The sequence below is a fragment of the Cellulomonas sp. S1-8 genome, from assembly GCF_026184235.1.
GTDB lineage: Bacteria > Actinomycetota > Actinomycetes > Actinomycetales > Cellulomonadaceae > Cellulomonas.
Map to the genome: position 1 here is coordinate 3,579,591 of NZ_CP110806.1, position 19,563 is coordinate 3,599,153.

Below are 19,563 nucleotides of genomic sequence, written 5' to 3' on the forward strand. Positions count from 1 at the left end.
CAGGTCGGCTGACGTCAGGTCAGCTGACGTCAGGTCAGCGCGATCGCGATCAGGAGCATCGTCACGAGGAACCCGGTGACGAGGTTGAGCCACAGGAACGCACGCCACCCGGCGTTGGCGCGCTCGCAGTCCTCGTCGGTGACCCCGCGGAACCGCCACGTGCTCACGGCGTACGGCAGCGGCAGCACCGCGGCGAGCACGGCGGGCCACGGCAGGGCGAGCAGCACGCCGGCCGCCGCCACGTAGGCGGCGGTCGCGGCGAGCACCGTGGGGCGCGCACCGAGGACGGTCGCGACGGACCCGATGCCGCCGGCGCGGTCGGCGCGCACGTCCTGGACGGCGCCGAACGCGTGCGAGGCCATGCCCCACAGCAGGAACGCGACGAGCACGGGCCACGTCGTGCGGGCCGTCAGGTCGGCGTCCGCGAGGACCAGCGCGTAGAGCAGCGGGCCGACGAAGTGCACGGCGGAGCTGAACGAGTCGAGGACGGGCCGCTCCTTGAACCGCAGCCGCGGCGCGGAGTACGCGACGACGTCGAACAGCACGAGCAGGAGCACGAGACCCGCGAGCGGGGACCCGAGGGCCAGGAGCCACACGACGAAGGGCACGGTCGTCACGACGCACGCGACGAGGATCCGCCGGTGCACGGTGTGCGCCCGCGCCGGGTCGACGAGCCCGCCCTCGATGCCGCCCTTGCGGGGGTTGGCCAGGTCGGACGCGTAGTCGAACACGTCGTTGATGCCGTACATCAGCAGGTTGTACGGCACGAGGAAGAACAGGGTCCCGACGACGAGCCGCACGTCGAGGCGCCCGTCCGTCGCCATGAGCCACCCGGCGGCGAACGGGTACGCGGTGTTCACCCAGGAGAACGGGCGGGACGCGGCGAGGACCTCGCGCATCAGCCCTCCGCCTCGGCGTCGGCCGCGTCGGCACGGGCGCGCGACGACGTCCGCGGGGACCGCCCGAGGACGGTCCACAGCACGGGGACGAAGAGCGCTGCGGCGGCGGCGTACGCGAAGTCCTCGAGCGGCGCGCCCCAGACGTACACGCCGAGGATCTTGGCGGGGTCGAAGACGTACAGGCCGACGTCGATCATGACCGTGTCGAACACCGCGGTGAGCACGCACAGGTGCAGGACGGTCCACACCAGGGGCCACCCGCGCAGCCGGCGCAGCACGGGCCACGAGACCGCGGTCAGCACGACGAGCACGAGCACGTTGAGGACGATGTTGGTCACGACGCGCCCCGTCCCGTCGTGCGGTCGGTACCCGTCGTGCGGTCGACGCCCGGCGCCCGGTCCGCGCCCGGCGCGCCTCGCCCGGTGGCGCGCTGCGCCGACGACCGGTCGAACCACCGCCACGCGAGCAGGGCGACGTAGCAGAGCAGCGCCAGGAAGAAGACCTCCTCGACGGGGAGCTCGGGGGCGAGCAGCAGGCCCGTCATGTGCGGGGAGTCCCCGCGCGCGAAGATGCCGAGGGCGAGCCCGGCCAGGTCCCACAGCAGGAAGCCGAGGACGCCGAGCCCCAGGGTCCACCCGGTTCGCCGGGCGTCGTACCAGAACGCGAGCGTGAACCGCCGGTCGAGCAGCGCGAGGCAGCCGAGCGAGACGAGCAGGGCGCCGAGGTAGAGCAGGCCCGTCATGCACGACCTGCCGCGACGTCCGACCAGAGCCCTCGCGGCAGCGCCGACCCGAGGTACCCGGGTCGCAGCGGCGCGGGCAGCGGGTGCGACGAGGTCTCCCCGAGCAGCCGCTTGGCGACGAGCTCGGCGCCGATCAGCACCATCGGCAGCCCGACGCCGGGCACGGTGCCGCCGCCGACGTGCAGCAGGTTGGGCACGCGACGCGACGCGACGCCGGGCCGGAACATCGCCGACTGCCGCAGCGTGTGCTCCATGCCCAGGGCCGTCCCGCGCCAGGCGGACATGTCGCGGGCGAAGTCGGCGGGCCCGACGACGCGCCGGACGACGACCCGCTCGCGCAGGTCCGGCACACCGGCCCAGGCGCCCACCTGGTCGAGGTACCGGTCGGCGTGCGCGTCGAGCTCACCGGGTCGCGTGCCGATCGCGGGGTCGGCCGGGTAGGGCACGAGGAGGAACAGGTTCTCGTGCCCGGGCGGCGCGGCGGTCGGGTCGGTCGCGGTGGTCCGCGAGACGTACAGCGACGCGACGTCGGGGACGCGCAGCCCTTCGGGCGGCGTGGCGCGCCCCGGGCCGAGGATGGCCTCGAAGTTGCCCTCCCAGTCCCGCGTGAAGAACAGCGAGTGGTGCGCGAGCTCCGGCAGCTCGCCGCGGACGCCGGCCATGACCAGCAGCGCCGAGATGCCGGGGCCGCGGCGCTCCCAGACGTCGGCGGGCAGGTCGGCGTGCGCGGGGTCGAGCAGCGCGGTCTCGGTGTGGTGCCGGTCCGCACCGGACACGACGACGTCGGCGGGGACGAGCGTCCCGTCGGCCAGCCGGACGCCGCGGGCGACGCCGCGGCGGCGCGGGTGCCGCGCGGTGCGCGGGGCGTCGTCGACCTCGACGGCGACGACGTCGGCGCCGGTGCGGATGTCGACGCCCTCCTCGCGCGCGGCGGTCGCGAGCGCCTCGACGAGCGTGTACATGCCGCTGGTCGGGTAGAAGACGCCCTCGCCGAGGTCGAGGTGGCTCATCAGCGAGTACAGCGCGGGCACGCGGTACGGCGACGAGCCGAGGAAGACGGCGTGGTACCCGAGGACCTGGCGCAGCACGGGGTGCTCGACGGTCTGCGCGATGCGGCTCGCGAGGCTCTGCGTGAGCAGCCGGGCCAGGGTGCCGGAGCGGGCCAGCACGTCGCGGGAGATCGCGCGGTCGGGGCGCTCGAACGTCGTGTAGAGGAAGTGGTCGAGCGCGGTCCGGTAGGCCTCGCCCGCGTCGGCGACGTACCGCCGGATCGCGGCGCCGGCGCCGGGCTCGATCGCGTCGAACGTCGCGGCGTTCGCGACGTCGTCGGCGACCACGTCGAACGCCTCGACGCCCGAGCCGGGCTCGGGGTACAGCCGGTACGCGGGGTCGAGGCGCTGCAGGTCGACGTGGTCGGACAGCCGCCGCCCGAGCAGCGCGAACGTGTGCTCGAACACCTCGGGCATGAACCACCACGACGGCCCGGTGTCGAACCGGAACCCGTCGACCTCCCAGGTGCCGGTCCGTCCGCCCAGCTGCTCGTGACGCTCGAGCAGGGTCACCTGGGCGCCGCCGCGTGCCAGCAGCGCGGCGGTCGCGAGCCCGCCGACGCCCCCGCCGACGACGACGACCCGCACGGGCCGGCTCACGCGCCGACCACCCGACGGGCGCGCGCGGACGCCTCGCGGGCGAGCGCGGAGGCCACGACCCGGCCGACGACCGCGGCCTTGACGGGCCCGGGCACGCGCACACGCCGGCGGGCGAGCTCGGCCGCGGGGGTCGTCGCGAGGTCGGCGAGGAGCCGGTCGTACAGCGCGGCGGTCGCCTCGACGGCGACGCGTGCGCGCGGGGGGAGCAGCGGCAGCGCGGCGCGCGCGGTCGCGAGGTCCCCGCGCACCTCGTCGAGGACCGTGCGCACGTCGGCGTCCGTCAGCCGGTCCGCGTCGACGCCGGGCAGGTAGGACCGCCCGAGGTCCCCGTGGTCGGCGCCGAGGTCCCGCAGGAAGTTGACCTTCTGGAAGGCGGCGCCCAGCGCGCGGGCGCCGGCGACGGCCTGGTCCGGCGGCTCGACCGGGGGGTCGCCGGGGCGGCGGTCGGCGGACAGGAACACCTTGAGGCACATGAGGCCGACGACCTCGGCGGACCCGAAGACGTACGTGTCGTACGACGCGCGGTCGTGCTCGCGCACGGACAGGTCGGCGCGCATCGAGGCGAAGAACGGGTCGACCTCGGCGTGGCCGATGCCCGTGCGGCGGGCCGCACGCGCGAAGGCGTGGACGACGATGTTGGTCGAGTAGCCGGTGACCAGGGCGCGCGCGGTCTGGGCCTCGAGCTCGTCGAGCTCCTGCGCGGCGTCGGGTCCGCGGTAGGTGTCGACGACCTCGTCCGCGAGCCGGACCAGCGCGTACACGGCCTCGATGTCGGCCCGGGAGCGCGGCGGCAGCAGTCGCGTGCCGATGCCGAAGGACGTCGAGTAGGCGCGCAGCACGGCCCTGCTGGCCCGTGCCGCGGTGACGTCGTACCGCCGCTGCGCCGTCATCCCCGCCGTCCGCGCCACGCGTGCCTGCCCTCGTCGTCGTGGACCCGTCGTCGCCGTCGGGCACCGTCTGACCACCGCCGACACCGAGGTCGCAGGTGGGTGTAGGCGAGCGTACGCGGGTTCACGCGCTCGTTCCTGCGACGTGATCAACACCGGACTGCCGTGTTTATATCTGTTGGAGTGTGGTGCGTTCTGTTCGTTCTGCGACGTCGCTCGCACTATGCTCGCGGCATGACGTGGCTGGTGACGGGCGGGGCGGGGTACATCGGGGCGCACGTGGTGCGCGCCCTCCAGGACGCGGTGCGCACGACGGGTGACGAGCGGCTGCGACCCGTCGTCGTCGACGACCTGTCGAGCGGCCACGCGGAGTTCGTGCCCCACGACGTGCCGTTCGTCGAGGCGTCGGTCGTCGACACGGACGCCGTCCGCAGGGCGCTCGTCGACCACGGCGTGACCGGCGTCGTCCACCTCGCGGGCTACAAGTACGCGGGCGTCTCGGTCCAGCGGCCGCTGCACACCTACGAGCAGAACGTCACCGGCACGGCGCACCTGCTGCAGGCCATGGCCGACACCGGCGTCGAGAAGATCGTGTTCTCGTCGTCCGCGGCCGTCTACGGCACCCCGGACGTCGACGTCGTGACGGAGGCGACCGCGACCGCCCCCGAGTCGCCGTACGGCGAGTCCAAGCTCGTCGGCGAGTGGCTGCTGCGCGACCAGGGTGTCGCCACCGGCCTGCGCCACACGTCGCTGCGCTACTTCAACGTCGTCGGCTCCGGCTCCGCCGACCTGTACGACTCGAGCCCCCACAACCTCTTCCCGCTGGTCCTCGACGCCCTGTCGTCCGGCCGCACGCCGCGCGTCAACGGCACCGACTACCCGACGCCCGACGGCACGTGCGTGCGCGACTACGTGCACGTCGCCGACCTGGCCGTGTCCCACGTCGCGGCTGCCCGCGCGCTCGCCGACGGTGCCCCGCTCCAGCCCGTCTACAACCTCGGCTCGGGCGACGGCCTGTCCGTCGCGCAGATCATGACGACGGTCGCGCAGGTCACGGGCATCGACTTCACGCCCGAGGTCGGTCCGCGGCGCCCGGGCGACCCGGCGCGCATCGTCGCGTCGGGCGCGGCCGCCGCCCGCGACCTCGACTGGGCCATGCGCCACACCGCCGAGCAGATGGTCGCCAGCGCGTGGGCCGCCCACCGCCGCACCACCACCCCCTGACCACCGGGGATCAGCGGGGGGCGGGCTCCAGGGTGCGCAGGCGCGGCAGCTCGGCGGCGAAGCGCTCGAGCTCGCGCTCGTCGCCCCCGTAGACGCCCGACGGCCGCGGCCAGTGCACGACGACGTCCCCGAAGCCCAGGGCCGCGGCCCGCTCGACGCCCTCGACCGCGAGCGCGGCGGACGTCAGGGAGAACCGCGGGGCGCCGTCGAGGTTGAGCCACCGCCCGACGGTGCGTCCGGCGGCGATCTCGTCGAACCCCTCGACCATGCGCGCGAGGCCCTCCCACCAGGACTCCTGGGCGAGGTCCGCCGCGACGTCGTCGTCGGGCACGGGGCCGTACGTCGCCCAACCCTGCCCGTACCGGGCGGCGAGAGCCATGGCCCGGGGGCCGTTGGCGGCGACGACGAACGGCGGCCGGGGGCGCGCGATCGTGCCGGGGATCATGCGGGCGGCGTGCGCCTCGTAGAACTCGCCGGCGTGGTCGGTCACGGGCTGCGTGAGCAGGGCGTCGAGGACCTCGAGGAACTCCGCGAACCGGCGGGTCCGGACGCCGCGGGTCGGCGCGGGGCCCAGGACGCCGGCGTCCCAGCCCTCGCCGCCTGCGCCGACGCCGAGCACGAAGCGCCCGCCCGAGACGTCGTCGAGGCCCATGACGTCCTTGGCGAACGGCACGGGGTGCCGGAAGTTGGGTGAGGCGACCCAGGTGCCCAGGCCGATGCGCTCGGTGACCGCTGCGGCGGCGGCGAGCAGCGGCACCGTCGCGAACCACGGTTCGTCGGCGAGGTCGCGCCAGGCGAGGTGGTCGTAGGTCCACGCGTGGTCGAACCCGAGCTCCTCGGCGCGCAGCCACCGCGCCCGCGCTCGGGCCCAGCGTTCCTGCGGCAGCAGCACCACCCCGACGCGCACCATGGCGCCACGCTACCCGCGCCGGGCGGAACCCCACCCGCTGAGACTCTAGATTCTCACTCCAGTCAGGCCCTAATGTGACTGCCACGTTCCCCATCGACGAGAGGCACGACCATGACCATCTCCGTCACCCGCACACGCCGTGCGGCAGCAGTGGGCGCCACCGCGCTCGCGCTGCTGCTCGGCCCTCTCGCACTGACCGGCGGCGCCACCCCCCTGCCCGCCGCCGCACCCTCCGCCGACCTTCCCGCCGGCATGGTCGACGCCCTGGAGCGCGACCTCGGCGTCCCCCGCGCCGAGGCCGGCCAGCGCCTGGCCTTCCAGGCCGACGCCGCCACCAAGGTCCGCACCCTCACGCAGGCCCTCGGCGCCACCTACGCCGGCGCGTGGGTCGACCCCGCCGCGGGCACCGTCCACGTCGCCACGACCACCCCGACGAAGGTGCGCGGCCCGATGGCCACCGGGGTCACGACGGTCACCGTCGAGCGCACCCTGGCCCAGCTCGAGTCCCTCGGCGCCACGCTGGACGCGGCAGGCCTCCCCGCGGACGTCGCCACCTGGTACGTCGACGTGCCGACCAACAAGATCGTCGTCGAGGCCGTCGGTGACACCGCGGCAGCCGCCGCGCTCGTGGCCGCCGCCGGTCTGCCGGCCGAGGCCGTGACCCTCGCCGCCGCACCCGCGGCGCCCCAGACCTTCATCGACGTGATCGGCGGCCGGGCGTACTACATCAACTCCCGCTCGCGCTGCTCCGTCGGCTTCTCGGTCCAGGGCGGCTTCGTGACCGCCGGCCACTGCGGCACGACGGGGGCGTCGACGACCTCCCCGTCGGGCACCTTCCGGGGGTCGTCGTTCCCGGGCAACGACTACGGCTGGGTCCAGGTCGCGTCGGGCAACACCCCGCGCGGCCTGGTGGACAACTACTCGGGCGGCACGGTCCGTGTCACCGGTTCCCAGCAGGCGGCCGTCGGCGCGTACGTGTGCCGCTCCGGCAGCACCACGGGATGGCGCTGCGGGACGGTCCAGTCGTACAACTCCACGGTCCGCTACTCGCAGGGCTCGGTCTCGGGCCTGATCCGCACGACGGTGTGCGCCGAGCCCGGCGACTCCGGCGGCTCGCTCGTCGCCGGCACGCAGGCCCAGGGCGTCACGTCCGGCGGCTCGGGCAACTGCCGCTCCGGCGGGACGACCTACTTCCAGCCGGTCAACGAGATCCTGCAGGCGTACGGCCTGCGGCTGATCCTCGGGTGATCACCGGCTGACGGTCGCGCGGCGGGCCTCTCCCTGTCCGCCGCGCGGCGCCCCGGGTCGTGCCGCGACCGCCCGGGGCGCCCCGGCTCGTCCCGTCCGACGGGCCCTGCAGGAGGTGGCGGGTGGCGCACGTCGGGGGGCTGCGCCACCCGCCACCGGCACCTAGGCCCAGCCGAGCGCGTGCAGCCGCTCGTCGTCGATGCCGAAGTGGTGGGCGATCTCGTGGACGACCGTGATCGCGACCTCGTCGACGACCTCGTCGCGGTCCTCGCAGATCGCCAGCGTCGGCAGCCGGTAGACGAGGATCCGGTCCGGCAGCGAGCCGGCCGCCCAGAACTCGCCACGCTCCGTCAGCGGCGTCCCCTCGTAGAGGCCGAGCAGGTCCGGCTCGTCCGCCGGTGCGTGGTCCTCGACGAGCACCACGACGTTGTCCATCATGGCCGCGAGCTCCTCCGGGATCTCGTCCAGAGCGTCCCGCACCGCGTCCTCGAAGTCCTCGCGCGTCATGTCCACCACGGCACCATCCTGCCCCCCATGGGGCCCTTCTGACCGGCTGCTGACCGGCTTCTGACCGGCCGACCGGAACCCGCTTTGGTGTTCGGGCCCCCAGCCCGTATGCTCAACACCGGTCTTCCGACGCCTCGACGTCAGGGGCGGACAACCCGCCCTCATCGTCTAGCGGCCTAGGACCCCGCCCTTTCACGGCGGTAGCACGGGTTCGAATCCCGTTGGGGGTACGAGCAGGACAGCACGACATCACGACAGCTTCACGGTGGCTCCGGTCACCACGAGGCCCCGTAGCGCAGTTGGTTAGCGCGCCGCCCTGTCACGGCGGAGGTCGCGGGTTCAAGTCCCGTCGGGGTCGCTGCGAGGGCCGACCGAGAGGTCGGCTTCCTCGTTGCGAGGCTCTGTAGCTCAGTTGGTAGAGCGTTCGACTGAAAATCGAAAGGTCACCGGATCGACGCCGGTCGGAGCCACACCAGACGGCCCCGCGGGACGCCCGCCGGGGCCGTCGCTGTGTCCGCTCCCCGGTGACCGACCGCTCGACGACGAGCGGGGTCGCGCCCGCGCCGGTCTCACCCGGTCGACCGTCCGACTCGGGCCCATCGTCCCGTCCGTCGGCGGGGCCTGCGCGCCTACGGTGGGATCACAGCTCCCACCGACCGAGGACACTCCTGTGACCACGACGACCGACCGCACCCGCCCCCGCATCCTCGACCGACTGACCGACCCGTTGACCGGGCGCGCGCGTGACCGGATCGAACGCGTGGAGGACAAGGTCCGCGCCGCGGTCCAGCACGAGCTCGACGCCGTCGGGCTGAGCATGCGCACCCGCGCCGTCCGCATCCGTCCGTCGGCGATCGCGTTCGGTGTGGCGGCCCTGCTGACCGTGACCGCCATCGCGCTGTTCGCGCTCGCGGCCGTCGTCGCCCTCTCCCACGTCGTCACGCTGTGGCTGTCCGCGCTGCTCGTCGGTGCCGCGCTGGTGCTGCTCGCGGCCGGCGCAGCCGCCTGGGGCCGTGCCATGCTGCCCGCCGGCAACCCGATCATCCCCGTGCCGCTGAGCACGCACCCGGCCGAGGAGCTCGTGCACCCCTGGGCGGACTGACCGCCGCGGGTCCACCAGCACCACGGCGCGCCCTCCCGGGCGACCGACGGTGACCTGCCCCGCAGGTCCGGGGCCGTCCCGCCCTCGCGCGCGGGCGGGCGGACCTGCAGACTGATGACCTGCGGCAGCAACCGTCACTGCAGGTGAGGAAGGTCGTCGAATGGTCACGAACTCCGGTTGGGCGAGCGACGCCCGTACCGACGCCCCCGAGGATCCTCGATCGCTCGGGCGGCTGGTCAGCGACCTCAGCGAGCAGGCGGTCCGGCTCGTGCGGGCGGAGATCGATCTCGCCAAGGCCGAGGTCACGGCCAAGGCGAAGGAGGCGGGCATCGGGGTCGGCCTGCTGGCCGGCGCCGGCGTCGTCGCGCTCTACATGGTCAGTGCCTTCATCGCGACCGCGATCATCGGGCTGACCACCGTGATGCCGGCGTGGCTGGCCGCGCTCATCGTCTCGGTCCTCCTGCTGCTCGTCACCGTGCTGCTGGCGTTCCTGGGCATCCGACGGCTCAAGCAGGGCGTGCCGCCCGTGCCGGAGCGTGCCATGGAGAACCTGCACGAGGACGTCGAGACCGTGAAGAAGGGACTGCAGCGGTGAGCGCGAAGGATGTCACGCCCTCCCCCGAGATCGCCGTGCTCGAGGCCGAGGTGACGCTCACCCGGGAGCAGCTCGCAGCGACCGTGGACGCGCTCGTCGACCGGGTCGACCCTCGACGTCAGGCCGATCGCGCCGCAGCGCGTGGCCGACGGCTCCTCTTCGACGCCACGGACCCTGCGGCCCTGCCGGAGGACCGCGCCCACGCCCGCAAGGTCCTGGTGATCGCCGGGGTCGCCGTCGCCCTCGTGGTGGTCGGCATCGTCCGCAGGGCGACGCGGGGCTGACGAGCGGGGCGCGCGACGCCCGACGGCACCACGCACGGCGACGGCCGCAGCCGGCCCGCTCTCCGGTCTCCCGGATGCGGACCGACTGCGGCCGTCGTCGTCGATGGATCCGTGCTCGCTCGACATCTCCCGGCGCCGCTGTGCGGTGCTGGTGGGTCCTGGTGTCGTGGACGTCTCGCGCACTCCCCCGCGGTGCGCGCAACACGCCGGCCTGACGACCGACCCCGTCGGGCGGGCTAGGACTCCTGGGTGGTCGGCCGCGGCTGCGGCACGCCGTTGAGCAGGTTGCGGACCTCGGACTCGCGGTACCGGCGGTGGCCGCCGAGCGTGCGGATCGAGGACAGCTTGCCCGACTTCGCCCATCGGGTGACCGTCTTGGGGTCGACCCGGAAGAGCGTTGCGACCTCCGAGGGCGTGAGTAGCGCCTCGGCCTCGGACGAGTGAATGGTGGACACGGAGAACCTCCTTCGTCATGACCGCCCCGGGGGACACGTGGCCGGAGTCGGCCACGACCCGGGACTCTGCGGTCGTGCTCTGCTTCTGACACATCGGGCATCCCGGGACACGGCGACCGGGTGCGGCGCGTGCCCCGACTCCGGGGCCCGAGCGGTGCAGCCGTCACCACGTCCCTGGAGTGACGTCGACACCCGCAGCCTAAACCCGTCCGAATCCGGACACACCTCAGGGTCACTCCTGCGCGGTGTCACCCGATCGTGTGACGGCCATGTGGTGCACTTCTCGCATGCACAGCCGATACTTGTCGTCGCACACGGCTGACCAGCGGGAACAGTGGCAATCGAAGCGCGTCGACGACGCGACGTGGGCGTATATCCCTCGTATGGACACGTTCCCGCGATCGATGTGGGCGATAATGTGATCTAGGTCACATTTCTGCCCGGCCACCTGGTGGGACGAGTACGTCCGACCGGCGGACTGCGAGGCGGTGGCGTCGTGACCGGAGTCACGTGACCCATTCTTCAGAGTCATCCCGACAGTTGCCGGACGGCCGACGTGTCGGAGCCCACCCGGGCGCAGGTGGTCGGAATGGATCGCGAGCATGTACCGTTGCCACACGAAGAGACTGAACAGCACCCCGGGGCCGCACGTGTCAGCACGGAGCCGCCCCGCTTCCACGTCAGAGGGGGTCGATGCCATGGGGCGCGGCCGTCAGAAGGCTAAGCAGACGAAGGTAGCCCGGGAGCTGAAGTACTTCAGCCCGGAGACCAACTACCGAGCCCTCGAGCAGGAGCTCTCGTCGCCGAGCCGCAACGATGTCGTCACGGACAGCCGCCGCAGCGCGGTGAGCACGGACGACGACGACCCCGCTGGTTGGGACCGTTGGCCGCCGCGGGACGACGACCGCTGACGACCCCTCGGCGCTCCTCCTGGACGCAGTCACGCGGCTCTCACGCCACCTGACCCACCTCATCGCCTGACCCGCACGGGGCTTGGGGCTTCGGGCTTCGGCCCCGTGGCTCCCGCTGCTCGACGTGCTCACGACGCGGACGGGCGCGCTCGACGACCGGCGCCCTCGACGACCCCCGTCGTCAGGTGCCGGCCGACGGCTCCGGACGGCACCGACGCCCGGCGTCTGCGGCGCACCCGGCTCGAGGCCGCGAGGCGTCGTCAGGCCGTCCGGTACGCGCCGTGCAGCCGGACCGCGCCGCCCTGCACACCCTTCGTGCCGGCGACCAGGCCGGGCGCCGTCGCGTCGTCGTCGTGCGCATCCCGCACGGTCCCGAGCACCCACGCCGGCATCCCGTGGTCCCGCGCAGCCCGCTGCAGGTCGTCCGCGACGTCCGCCGAGACGACGGCGACCATGCCGACGCCCAGGTTGAGGGTGTTCTCGAGGTCGTGCCACGGCACGGCGCCCAGACCCTGCACGAGCGAGAACACGGGCGGCAGCACCCAGGACGCGCGGTCCACGTCCGCGACCAGCCCCGGCGGCAGCACGCGCGCGACGTTGGCCGCGAGACCCCCGCCGGTGACGTGGCTGAAGACGTGCACACGGTCCGGGCCGAACTGGTCCACGAGCGCGAGGCAGTCCGTCGCGTAGACGCGCGTCGGCTCCAGGAGCTCCTCGCCGAGCGTGCGGCCCAGCTCGTCCACGTGCCGCTCCAGGCCCCAGCCGGCGACCTGCACGACGCGCCGCACCAGGGAGTACCCGTTGGAGTGCAGCCCGGACGACCCGAGCGCGACCAGCACGTCCCCCGCGCGCACGCGCTCGGGGCCCAGCAGCTCGTCCGCCTCGACGACGCCCGTCGCCGCACCCGCGACGTCGTACTCGTCGGGCCCCAGCAGGCCGGGGTGCTCGGCCGTCTCGCCGCCGACGAGCGCGGTCCCCGCGGCCGAGCAGGCGGCGGCGATGCCGCGCACCACGTCGGCGATGCGCTCCGGCACGACGCGGCCGCAGGCGATGTAGTCCGTCATGAACAGCGGGCGCGCACCGACCACGACGATGTCGTCGACGACCATGCCCACCAGGTCCCACCCGATCGTGTCGTGCACGTCCATGGCCTGCGCGATCGCGACCTTGGTGCCCACGCCGTCGGTCGACGTCGCGAGCAGCGGACGCCGGTAGGCCGTGAGCGCCGACGCGTCGTACAGGCCGGCGAACCCGCCGACGCCCCCGAGCACCTGCGGCCCGTGCGTCGCGCGCACGGCGTCCTTCATGAGCTCGACGGCGCGGTCCCCGGCCTCGGTGTCGACGCCCGCCGACGCGTACGTGACGGGCTGCGGGGCGCTCACGGGCGCTCCAGCGCGGACGCGCCACCGGCCGCGGGGACGATGCTGAGCAGGCCGTCCTCGGGCTGGCCCAGCGGCAGCTGGTTCTGCTCGAGCAGGTGCTTGCCGAGCTGCTCCGACGGGGGCAGCTCGATGGGGTACCGGCCGCTGAAGCACGCCGTGCACAGCTGCGACGCGGGCTGCTCGGTGGCGGCGATCATGTGCTCCTCGGACAGGTAGCCGAGGGAGTCGGCGCCCAGCGACCGGGCGATCTCCGCGACCCCCAGGCCGTTGGCGATGAGCTCGGCGCGCGACGCGAAGTCGATCCCGTAGAAGCACGGCCACTTCACGGGCGGCGCGGTGATCCGGATGTGGACCTCGGCCGCGCCGGACTCGCGCAGCATGCGCACCAGGGCGCGCTGCGTGTTGCCGCGCACGATCGTGTCGTCGACGACGACGAGGCGCTTGCCGCGGATGACGTCCTTGAGCGGGTTGAGCTTGAGACGGATGCCGAGCTGGCGCAGCGTCTGCGAGGGCTGGATGAACGTGCGCCCCACGTAGGCGTTCTTCGTCAGGCCCTGACCGAACGGGATCCCGGACTTGGCCGCGTACCCCACCGCGGCGGGCGTCCCGGACTCGGGGACGGGGATGACGAGGTCCGCCTCGACGGGGTGCTCGACGGCCAGGCGCCGGCCCATCTCGACGCGCGCGGCGTGCACCGAGCGGCCGTTGATCGTCGTGTCGGGGCGCGCGAGGTACACGTACTCGAACACGCAGCCCGCGCGGTCGATCGGGGCGAAGCGCGTCGAGCGCAGCCCGTCGGAGTCGATCGCGATGAACTCACCCGGCTCGACCTCGCGCACGTAGGACGCGCCGACGATGTCGAGGGCCGAGGTCTCGGAGGCCACGACCCAGCCGCGCTCGAGGCGGCCCAGCACCAGCGGGCGGACGCCCTGCGGGTCGCGCGCCGCGTACAGCGTGCGCTCGTCCATGAACACCAGGCAGAAGGCCCCCCGCAGGCGGGGCAGCACCTCGAGTGCCGTCGCCTCCAGGGTGTGGTCCGGGTCGCCCGCGAGCAGCGCGGTGATCAGCGCCGTGTCGGTGGTGTTGCCGCGCGCGAGCTCGCCGCGCCGCTGGCTGCCGTACCGCTCGGCGACCAGGTCGACGAGCTCGGCGGAGTTGGTGAGGTTGCCGTTGTGCCCCAGGGCGACGGTCCCGGCCGCGGTCGGGCCGAGCGTCGGCTGCGCGTTCTCCCACGTCGACCCGCCGGTCGTCGAGTAGCGCGTGTGCCCGACGGCGATGTGCCCCTGCAGGGCGTTCAGCGCGGTCTCGTCGAAGACCTGGGAGACCAGACCCATGTCCTTGTAGACGAGCAGCTGCGAGCCGTTGGACGTCGCGATGCCCGCGGACTCCTGCCCGCGATGCTGCAACGCGTAGAGGCCGAAGTAGGTGAGCTTCGCCACCTCTTCGCCGGGTGCCCAGACGCCGAAGACGCCGCAGGCATCCTGCGGGCCTTTCTCGCCGGGTAGAAGGTCGTGGTTGAGACGTCCGTCTGCGCGGGTGGCCACGGCACCATGGTTGCACACCGGATCCGCCGACCGCCGCCTGGGTCCACGCCTCGACGTGGAGCGCCGAGGCCCCTGCCGAGCCCGGCTCAGCCCTGCGCGGACCGCCGACGACGCGTGCTGCGCCGGTCGGCGAGCACCGCCAGGCCGCCACCGACGAAGGCGCCGACGACCCCGAGGGTCAGGGCCAGGATCCAGCGCACGCCGGCCTGCCCGTCGAGGAACGGCAGCACCCCCCCGCCGGAGTCGCCCACCCCGCTGCCGTCCGCCGTGAGCAGGGCCAGGACCAGGCCGGCGAGCACGCCGACCAGCGCACCGGCGACGATGAACGCCCCGTACCGCGGGGCCCGACGCACCGTCGCGGGGATCGCCACGCGGGCCAGCTCGGCCTCGCTCGGGACGTCGCCCGGCACCGGCACGTCGTCCGGGCGCGGGTCCGGGCGCGGGTCGTCAGGCTGCTCGTCGGGCACCCCGCGATCCTAGGTCAGCGGGCCCGCGCGGCCTGCAGCGGCAGCAGCCCCGACAGGTCGGCCCGCTCGCCCGACGCGTGCACGCGGCCCGCCGCGCGCGCGTCGTCCCAGGTCAGGTCCCCCGTGACCAGGCCGAGCCAGGTCACGGGGTCCATCTCGACGACGTTGGGCGGGGTGCCCCGCGTGTGCCGCGGCCCCTCGACGGCCTGCACGGCGCCGTCGGGCGGCACACGCACCTCGACCGCGTTGCCCGGGGCCACGTCGGCGAGCTCCTCGAGCGCGAAGCGCACCGCGGTGCGCCGCACGGCGGTCGGGGCGCCGTCCGGGTCGGCCCGCCACGCCTGCAGCGCGGCACGCCCGTCGGCAGGGTCGGTGCGGCGACGCGGTGGCACGTCCTCATCCTCCCCCACCGGTGGGGCCGTCGCCCGTCCCGTCGCCGCGCAGCCACGCGAGCACCGCGCGGACCCGGCGGTGGTCGTCGGGGCCGACGGGCAGGTCGAGCTTGGTGAAGATGCTGCTGATGTGCTTGGCGACCGCCTTCTCGCTGACGACGAGCGCGGTCGCGACCGCCGCGTTCGACAGCCCCTGCGCCATCAGCGCCAGCACCTCGCGCTCCCGGGCCGTGAGCCGGTCCAGCGGCGACGCGCGGCGCCGCGCCATGATCGCGGCCACCACCTCCGGGTCGAGCACCGTCCCCCCCGCGGCGACGCGGCGCACCGCGTCGACGAAGTCCGCCGGGTCGGCCACACGCTCCTTGAGCAGGTACCCGATCGCGCCCTCGCCGCTGGCGAGCAGCTCACGCGCGTACAGGTGCTCGACGTGCTGGCTCAGCACCATGACGGGCAGCCCGGGTCGCCGGGCCCGCGCCGCGATCGCCACCCGCAGCCCCTCGTCGGTGAAGCCGGGCGGCAGCCGGACGTCGACGACGGCGACGTCGACCGTCGGGTCGTCGAGCGCGGCCGCGAGCGACGGGGCGTCGCCGACGGCCGCGACGACGTCGCACCCGTGCGCGGTCAGGAGCCGGATCAGGCCGTCGCGGAGGAGGGCGAGGTCTTCGGCGAGGACCACGCGCACGGCACCTCCAGGGTGATCACGGTCGGCCCGCCCGGCGGGCTGACGACCATCATGGTGCCGTCGAAGGCCTGCAGGCGTGCCGCCACCCCGCGCAGCCCCGACCCGCGCGCCGGGTCCGCCCCGCCGGCGCCGTCGTCGGCCACCTCGACGCGCAGGGTCCCGTCGTGCGCGTCGAGCCGGACCGACGCCCGGGCGGCCGACGCGTGCTTGACCACGTTCGCCAGGGACTCGGCGACCGCGAAGTAGACGGCCGACTCCACCGGTGCGGGGGGCCGGCCGGGCAGCCGGTCGGTGAGCGTCACGGGGACGGCGAGGTCCAGGGCCAGCGCCTCGATGCCCCCCGACAGGCCGCGGTCGGCCAGGACGGGCGGGTGGATCCCCTGCACGACCGCGCGCAGGTCGCGCAGCGCGGCGAGCGTCGTCCCGCGGGCCTCCTGCAGCAGCTCGCGAGCCGCCCGGGGGTCGGCGTCGAGGAGCTCGGCGACCATGCCGAGGGTGAGGCCCAGCGAGACCAGCCGGGCTTGCGCGCCGTCGTGCAGGTCCCGCTCGATCCGGCGCAGCTCGCCGGCCGCGTCGTCGACGGTCTGCCGCCGCGAGGCCGCGAGGTCCTGGACGCGCTGCTCCAGCAGCTCCTGCCTGCCGGGCGACAGCAGCGCAGCGTCCACGTCGGCGCGCACCCGGCCCAGCGCGTCCCCGTACCGCCACCACGTCCCGCCCGCGAGCACCGCCCCGGCGGCGAGGGCCAGGACCCCGGGCACCGCCAGGTCGACGGTCGCGGGCAGCACGATCGCGAGGACGACCGCCGCGATCGCGACCAGCGGCAGCAGCACGACGGCGGCGCTGATCAGCGCGCCTCCCGTGGCCGCGACGCCGAGCCAGCCGAGCAGCCGCCACGTGTCGGTCTGCTGCAACCGGCGCCAGCCGGGGCGCAGCGGCTCGACGCCGGTGGCCATGAGCCCGACCGTGTCGGGGGTCGCGCCCAGCGCGGTGCCGGCCACGTGCAGCGCGTCCGTGTGGAGCCGACTGAACCAGTCGGGTCGGGTGGGGTGCGGGTCGTCCGTCCGGAGCGAGAGCAGCGGCACCGGACGGCCGGTCGCCCCCTCCGCGAGCCGGCGGTGCGCCCGGGCCACGCCGTGCACGGCCGTCAGCACGGCCTGCAGCATCGGCAGCCCCACGGCCACGGCCACGAGCGCCAGGCTCACCACGGTCGCCACGACGAGCAGCGCGCACGGCGCCCAGAGCAGGACCAGGAGGACGGACCTGCCGGTGGCCGCCCAGGGAGCTCGTCGTCGCATGCCACCATCCTGGCCGCCGCGGGGGGCGCTGTCGGTGGTGCCAGGTCCACCATCGGTCGGGGTCCTGGCACTCCTGACCTGCACGGTGGTGCCGGGCCACCGTGGACGTCGAGAAGTCCCGCCACCTCAGGAGGCCACCGTGCCCGTCCACCGACCCACCCCCACGTCGCGCCTCGCGGTCCGCGTGGCCCGCTGGAGCGCCACCCATCCGGCCCGCGCGATCGTCGGGTGGTTCACCCTCGTCGTCGTGTGCGCCGCCCTGACCGTCCTGGTGCCGACGCAGGAGATCGAGGACGCCGACCACGAGATCGGGGGGTCGGGCCGCGCCGCCGCCTGGGTCGCGGAGGCCGGCCTGACCGAGGCCGACCACGAGCTCGTGCTGCTCGCGCCGGCGGGTGACGGCGGAGCGGCCGACCTCGACGCCGGTGCGCGTGGCGTCGTCGCAGCGCTCGCCGGGGAGCCGGGCGTGGCCCGCGTCGACGAGCCCGTGCGCGCCCCGGACGGATCCGCGGTGCTGGTCTCGGTCGAGCTCGAGGCCGGGGTCGACGACGTCACGGACCTGCAGCGCGCCGTCGCGGACGTCGCGGAGCAGCACCCGGGCTCACCGTCGACCAGGCCGGGGACGTCTCGCTCGACGACGCGATCGACGAGCGCGTCGGCGAGGACCTCGTCTCCGCCGAGGTGGTCTCGCTGCCGGTGACGCTGGGCCTGATGCTGCTGGCGTTCGGCGCCCTCGTCGCGGCCGGGATCCCCGTCCTGCTCGCCGTGTCCAGCGTCGCCGCGACGCTGGGGATCTCCGCCGTGCTGTCCCACGTCGTCCCGGCGGACCCGACCGTCGCGAGCATGATCGTGCTCATCGGCATGGCGGTCGGCGTCGACTACACGCTCTTCTACCTCAAGCGCGAGCGCGAGGAACGTGCCCGGGGACGCACCACGCTCGACGCCGTCGAGATCGCGGCCGAGACGTCCGGGCACGCGATCGTCGTGTCCGGGATCGCCGTGATCGTGTCCCTGGGCTCGCTGTACCTGCTGCAGCTCGCGACGTTCACGTCCCTGGCGACGGGCGCCGTCGTCGTCGTCGCGGTGTCGGTGGTGGGCTCGATCACCGTGCTGCCGGCGCTGCTGGTGGCGCTCGGACGCTGGGTCGACCGTCCGCGCGTGCCGCTGCTGTGGCGGCTGCAGCGCCGCATCGGCCCCGGCGGGATCAGCCGCCGGGTCCTGGCACCCGCAGTGCGCCACCCGCTGGCGGCCGTGCTCGTCGCGGGCGTCGCGTGCCTCGTCGTCGCGGCACCCGCCCTGGGCCTGCGGCTGCACGGGCCCGACCTCGGCACGCTCCCGCCCGACCTGCCCGAGGTGCGCACGCTCACCCGGGTCGCCGACACCTTCCCGTCGCAGGGCTCGACGCTGGACGTCGTGGTGCGCGGCCCGGTCGCCCAGTCCGAGGACGTCGTGGCGGCCCTGCGGTCCCTCGAGGTGACGGCGGTGGGCTCCGGCCGCTTCCAGGACCTCGGCGTCGCCGCGCTGACGTCGGCCGACGACGGGCGCACCCACGTGCTGACGCTCGCGGTGCCGCTGGAAGGCGCCGACCCGGCCCTCGACGACGTGGTGCGGGACCTGCGGGACGACCTGGTGCCCGCCGCGCTCGAGGGCCTCGCCGTCGAGCACGCCGTCGGGGGTGCGCCCGCGTACGACCTCGACCACACCGAGCGGCAGTCGCAGCTGATGCCGTGGGTGATCGGCATCGTGCTGCTGCTCACCTGGGTGACGATGGCGGTCGCGTTCCGCAGCACGTCCGTCGCCCTGCTCTCCACCGTGCTCAACCTGCTGTCGGTGGGCGTCGCCTTCGGGGTGCTGCGGATGGTCTTCCAGGAGGGGTGGCTGTCTGGTCCGCTGGGCTTCACCAGCCCGGGGTTCGTCATCGACTGGGTGCCGCTGTTCGTCATGGTGATCCTGGTCGGGCTGTCGATGGACTACCACGTCTTCGTGCTCAGCCGGGTGCGGGAACGCATCGGCCAGGGCGTGGCGACCCGGACCGCGGTGCGCGAGGGCATCGGGGACTCGGCCGGGGTGATCACGAGCGCCGCCGCGGTGATGGTGGCGGTGTTCGCGATCTTCGCGACGCTGAGCATGCTCGAGCTGAAGATGATGGGCGTGGCGCTGGCCGTGGCGGTCCTGGTCGACGCCACCGTCATCCGGCTGGTGCTGCTGCCGGGGCTGCTCACACTCCTCGGCGACCGCGTGTGGCGTCGGAGCCTGCCCGCACCGGCCCCGGCCGAGCCCCGCCCCCTCGTCCCGGCCTAGCGCCACCCGCACCCCGCCCCACCCCGCCCTCCCCCGTCGCGAGTGAGCAGTCCAGCTCGACCGGATCGCTCTCTCGGCGGGGAGGGT

Annotated in this window: 22 protein-coding genes and 3 tRNA genes; 11 read left to right on the forward strand and 14 right to left on the reverse strand. The window is 74.4% G+C overall.

The features are described 5' to 3' along the window. Positions 1-29 precede the first annotated feature (29 nt). Genes OKX07_RS16150 through OKX07_RS16170 form a run of 5 tightly spaced genes read right to left on the reverse strand, consistent with a single transcriptional unit; the run spans position 30 to position 4,180 of the window. On the reverse strand, positions 30-899 hold the full coding sequence (locus OKX07_RS16150; RefSeq protein WP_265629013.1) for a prenyltransferase: 870 nt from the start codon (positions 897-899) through the stop codon (positions 30-32). Further along, positions 899-1,237, reverse strand: coding sequence for a lycopene cyclase domain-containing protein (locus OKX07_RS16155; protein ID WP_265629014.1), 339 nt, complete (start codon positions 1,235-1,237; stop codon positions 899-901). The genes OKX07_RS16150 and OKX07_RS16155 overlap by 1 nt, the downstream gene beginning before the upstream one ends. Then, positions 1,234-1,641, reverse strand: coding sequence for a lycopene cyclase domain-containing protein (locus OKX07_RS16160; RefSeq protein ID WP_265629015.1), 408 nt, complete (start codon positions 1,639-1,641; stop codon positions 1,234-1,236). The genes OKX07_RS16155 and OKX07_RS16160 overlap by 4 nt, the downstream gene beginning before the upstream one ends. After that, entirely contained in the window at positions 1,638-3,290 is a 1,653-nt protein-coding gene (crtI, locus tag OKX07_RS16165; RefSeq protein ID WP_265629016.1) for a phytoene desaturase family protein, read from the reverse strand. Before crtI ends, OKX07_RS16160 begins: the two co-directional genes overlap by 4 nt. Then, on the reverse strand, positions 3,287-4,180 hold the full coding sequence (locus tag OKX07_RS16170) for a phytoene/squalene synthase family protein (RefSeq protein WP_265629017.1): 894 nt from the start codon (positions 4,178-4,180) through the stop codon (positions 3,287-3,289). Before OKX07_RS16170 ends, crtI begins: the two co-directional genes overlap by 4 nt. Before the next feature lie 231 nt (positions 4,181-4,411). Here OKX07_RS16170 and galE point away from each other — a divergent pair, with 231 nt between their 5' ends. Beyond that, complete coding sequence (gene galE / locus OKX07_RS16175) at positions 4,412-5,401, forward strand: UDP-glucose 4-epimerase GalE (RefSeq protein WP_265629018.1); 990 nt, start codon at positions 4,412-4,414, stop codon at positions 5,399-5,401. A gap of 10 nt (positions 5,402-5,411) precedes the next feature. Here the strand turns inward: galE and OKX07_RS16180 are convergent, their stop codons facing one another. Continuing rightward, positions 5,412-6,311, reverse strand: a complete 900-nt coding sequence (locus OKX07_RS16180; protein WP_265629019.1) for an LLM class flavin-dependent oxidoreductase — start codon at positions 6,309-6,311, stop codon at positions 5,412-5,414. A 111-nt stretch (positions 6,312-6,422) separates the two neighbouring features. Here OKX07_RS16180 and OKX07_RS16185 point away from each other — a divergent pair, with 111 nt between their 5' ends. After that, positions 6,423-7,559 (forward strand): S1 family peptidase, encoded by a 1,137-nt coding sequence (locus tag OKX07_RS16185; protein ID WP_265629020.1) that lies wholly within the window; start codon positions 6,423-6,425, stop codon positions 7,557-7,559. Positions 7,560-7,721: 162 nt separating this feature from the next. Here the strand turns inward: OKX07_RS16185 and OKX07_RS16190 are convergent, their stop codons facing one another. Then, complete coding sequence (locus OKX07_RS16190; protein WP_265631942.1) at positions 7,722-8,066, reverse strand: metallopeptidase family protein; 345 nt, start codon at positions 8,064-8,066, stop codon at positions 7,722-7,724. A gap of 157 nt (positions 8,067-8,223) precedes the next feature. On the opposite strand from OKX07_RS16190, the gene OKX07_RS16195 reads away from it, so the two are divergent. The 6 genes from OKX07_RS16195 to OKX07_RS16220 all read left to right on the forward strand — a co-directional run bounded on the left by OKX07_RS16195 (position 8,224) and on the right by OKX07_RS16220 (position 10,047). After that, positions 8,224-8,296, forward strand: a tRNA-Glu gene (locus OKX07_RS16195). Positions 8,297-8,350: 54 nt separating this feature from the next. After that, a tRNA-Asp gene (locus OKX07_RS16200) sits at positions 8,351-8,424 on the forward strand. Between the two features lie 39 nt (positions 8,425-8,463). Further along, positions 8,464-8,536 (forward strand) — tRNA-Phe (locus OKX07_RS16205). A gap of 200 nt (positions 8,537-8,736) precedes the next feature. Next, positions 8,737-9,168, forward strand: coding sequence for a phage holin family protein (locus tag OKX07_RS16210; RefSeq protein WP_265629021.1), 432 nt, complete (start codon positions 8,737-8,739; stop codon positions 9,166-9,168). 160 nt (positions 9,169-9,328) lie between these two features. Next, positions 9,329-9,763 carry a phage holin family protein gene (locus OKX07_RS16215; protein ID WP_265629022.1) on the forward strand — a complete coding sequence of 145 codons (435 nt, stop codon included), beginning with the start codon at positions 9,329-9,331 and terminating at the stop codon, positions 9,761-9,763. Continuing rightward, positions 9,760-10,047: a DUF3618 domain-containing protein gene (locus OKX07_RS16220; RefSeq protein ID WP_265629023.1), complete on the forward strand. Its 288-nt coding sequence runs from the start codon at positions 9,760-9,762 to the stop codon at positions 10,045-10,047. The genes OKX07_RS16215 and OKX07_RS16220 overlap by 4 nt, the downstream gene beginning before the upstream one ends. 236 nt (positions 10,048-10,283) lie before the next feature. Here OKX07_RS16220 and OKX07_RS16225 read toward each other — a convergent pair whose 3' ends face one another. After that, positions 10,284-10,493: a BldC family transcriptional regulator gene (locus tag OKX07_RS16225; protein ID WP_265631943.1), complete on the reverse strand. Its 210-nt coding sequence runs from the start codon at positions 10,491-10,493 to the stop codon at positions 10,284-10,286. Positions 10,494-11,200: 707 nt separating this feature from the next. Here OKX07_RS16225 and OKX07_RS16230 point away from each other — a divergent pair. Further along, on the forward strand, positions 11,201-11,413 hold the full coding sequence (locus OKX07_RS16230; RefSeq protein WP_265629024.1) for a DUF3073 domain-containing protein: 213 nt from the start codon (positions 11,201-11,203) through the stop codon (positions 11,411-11,413). A 260-nt stretch (positions 11,414-11,673) separates the two neighbouring features. On the opposite strand, the gene purM is transcribed toward OKX07_RS16230, so the two are convergent. From purM to OKX07_RS16260, 6 genes are all read right to left on the reverse strand, one after another. Next, a complete protein-coding gene (gene purM / locus OKX07_RS16235; RefSeq protein ID WP_265629025.1) occupies positions 11,674-12,795 on the reverse strand; it encodes a phosphoribosylformylglycinamidine cyclo-ligase in 1,122 nt (373 codons plus the stop codon). Further along, positions 12,792-14,339: an amidophosphoribosyltransferase gene (gene purF / locus OKX07_RS16240; protein ID WP_265629026.1), complete on the reverse strand. Its 1,548-nt coding sequence runs from the start codon at positions 14,337-14,339 to the stop codon at positions 12,792-12,794. Before purF ends, purM begins: the two co-directional genes overlap by 4 nt. Positions 14,340-14,425: 86 nt before the next feature. After that, the gene (locus tag OKX07_RS16245) at positions 14,426-14,806 is read right to left on the reverse strand and encodes a histidine kinase (RefSeq protein WP_265629027.1); all 381 of its coding nucleotides are present in this window, start codon (positions 14,804-14,806) and stop codon (positions 14,426-14,428) included. A gap of 14 nt (positions 14,807-14,820) precedes the next feature. Then, positions 14,821-15,198, reverse strand: coding sequence for a sterol carrier family protein (locus tag OKX07_RS16250; protein ID WP_265629028.1), 378 nt, complete (start codon positions 15,196-15,198; stop codon positions 14,821-14,823). Between the two features lie 4 nt (positions 15,199-15,202). Next, entirely contained in the window at positions 15,203-15,880 is a 678-nt protein-coding gene (locus OKX07_RS16255) for a response regulator transcription factor (RefSeq protein WP_265629029.1), read from the reverse strand. Then, positions 15,832-17,175 carry a sensor histidine kinase gene (locus tag OKX07_RS16260; protein WP_265629030.1) on the reverse strand — a complete coding sequence of 448 codons (1,344 nt, stop codon included), beginning with the start codon at positions 17,173-17,175 and terminating at the stop codon, positions 15,832-15,834. The genes OKX07_RS16255 and OKX07_RS16260 overlap by 49 nt, the downstream gene beginning before the upstream one ends. Before the next feature lie 139 nt (positions 17,176-17,314). Between OKX07_RS16260 and OKX07_RS16265 the strand changes: the two genes are divergently transcribed. Together OKX07_RS16265 and OKX07_RS16270 are read left to right on the forward strand one after the other, a co-directional pair. Beyond that, positions 17,315-17,875, forward strand: coding sequence for a hypothetical protein (locus OKX07_RS16265; RefSeq protein ID WP_265629031.1), 561 nt, complete (start codon positions 17,315-17,317; stop codon positions 17,873-17,875). Beyond that, positions 17,818-19,476, forward strand: coding sequence for an MMPL family transporter (locus OKX07_RS16270; protein WP_265631944.1), 1,659 nt, complete (start codon positions 17,818-17,820; stop codon positions 19,474-19,476). The genes OKX07_RS16265 and OKX07_RS16270 overlap by 58 nt, the downstream gene beginning before the upstream one ends. The last annotated feature ends 87 nt before the right edge of the window (positions 19,477-19,563 follow it).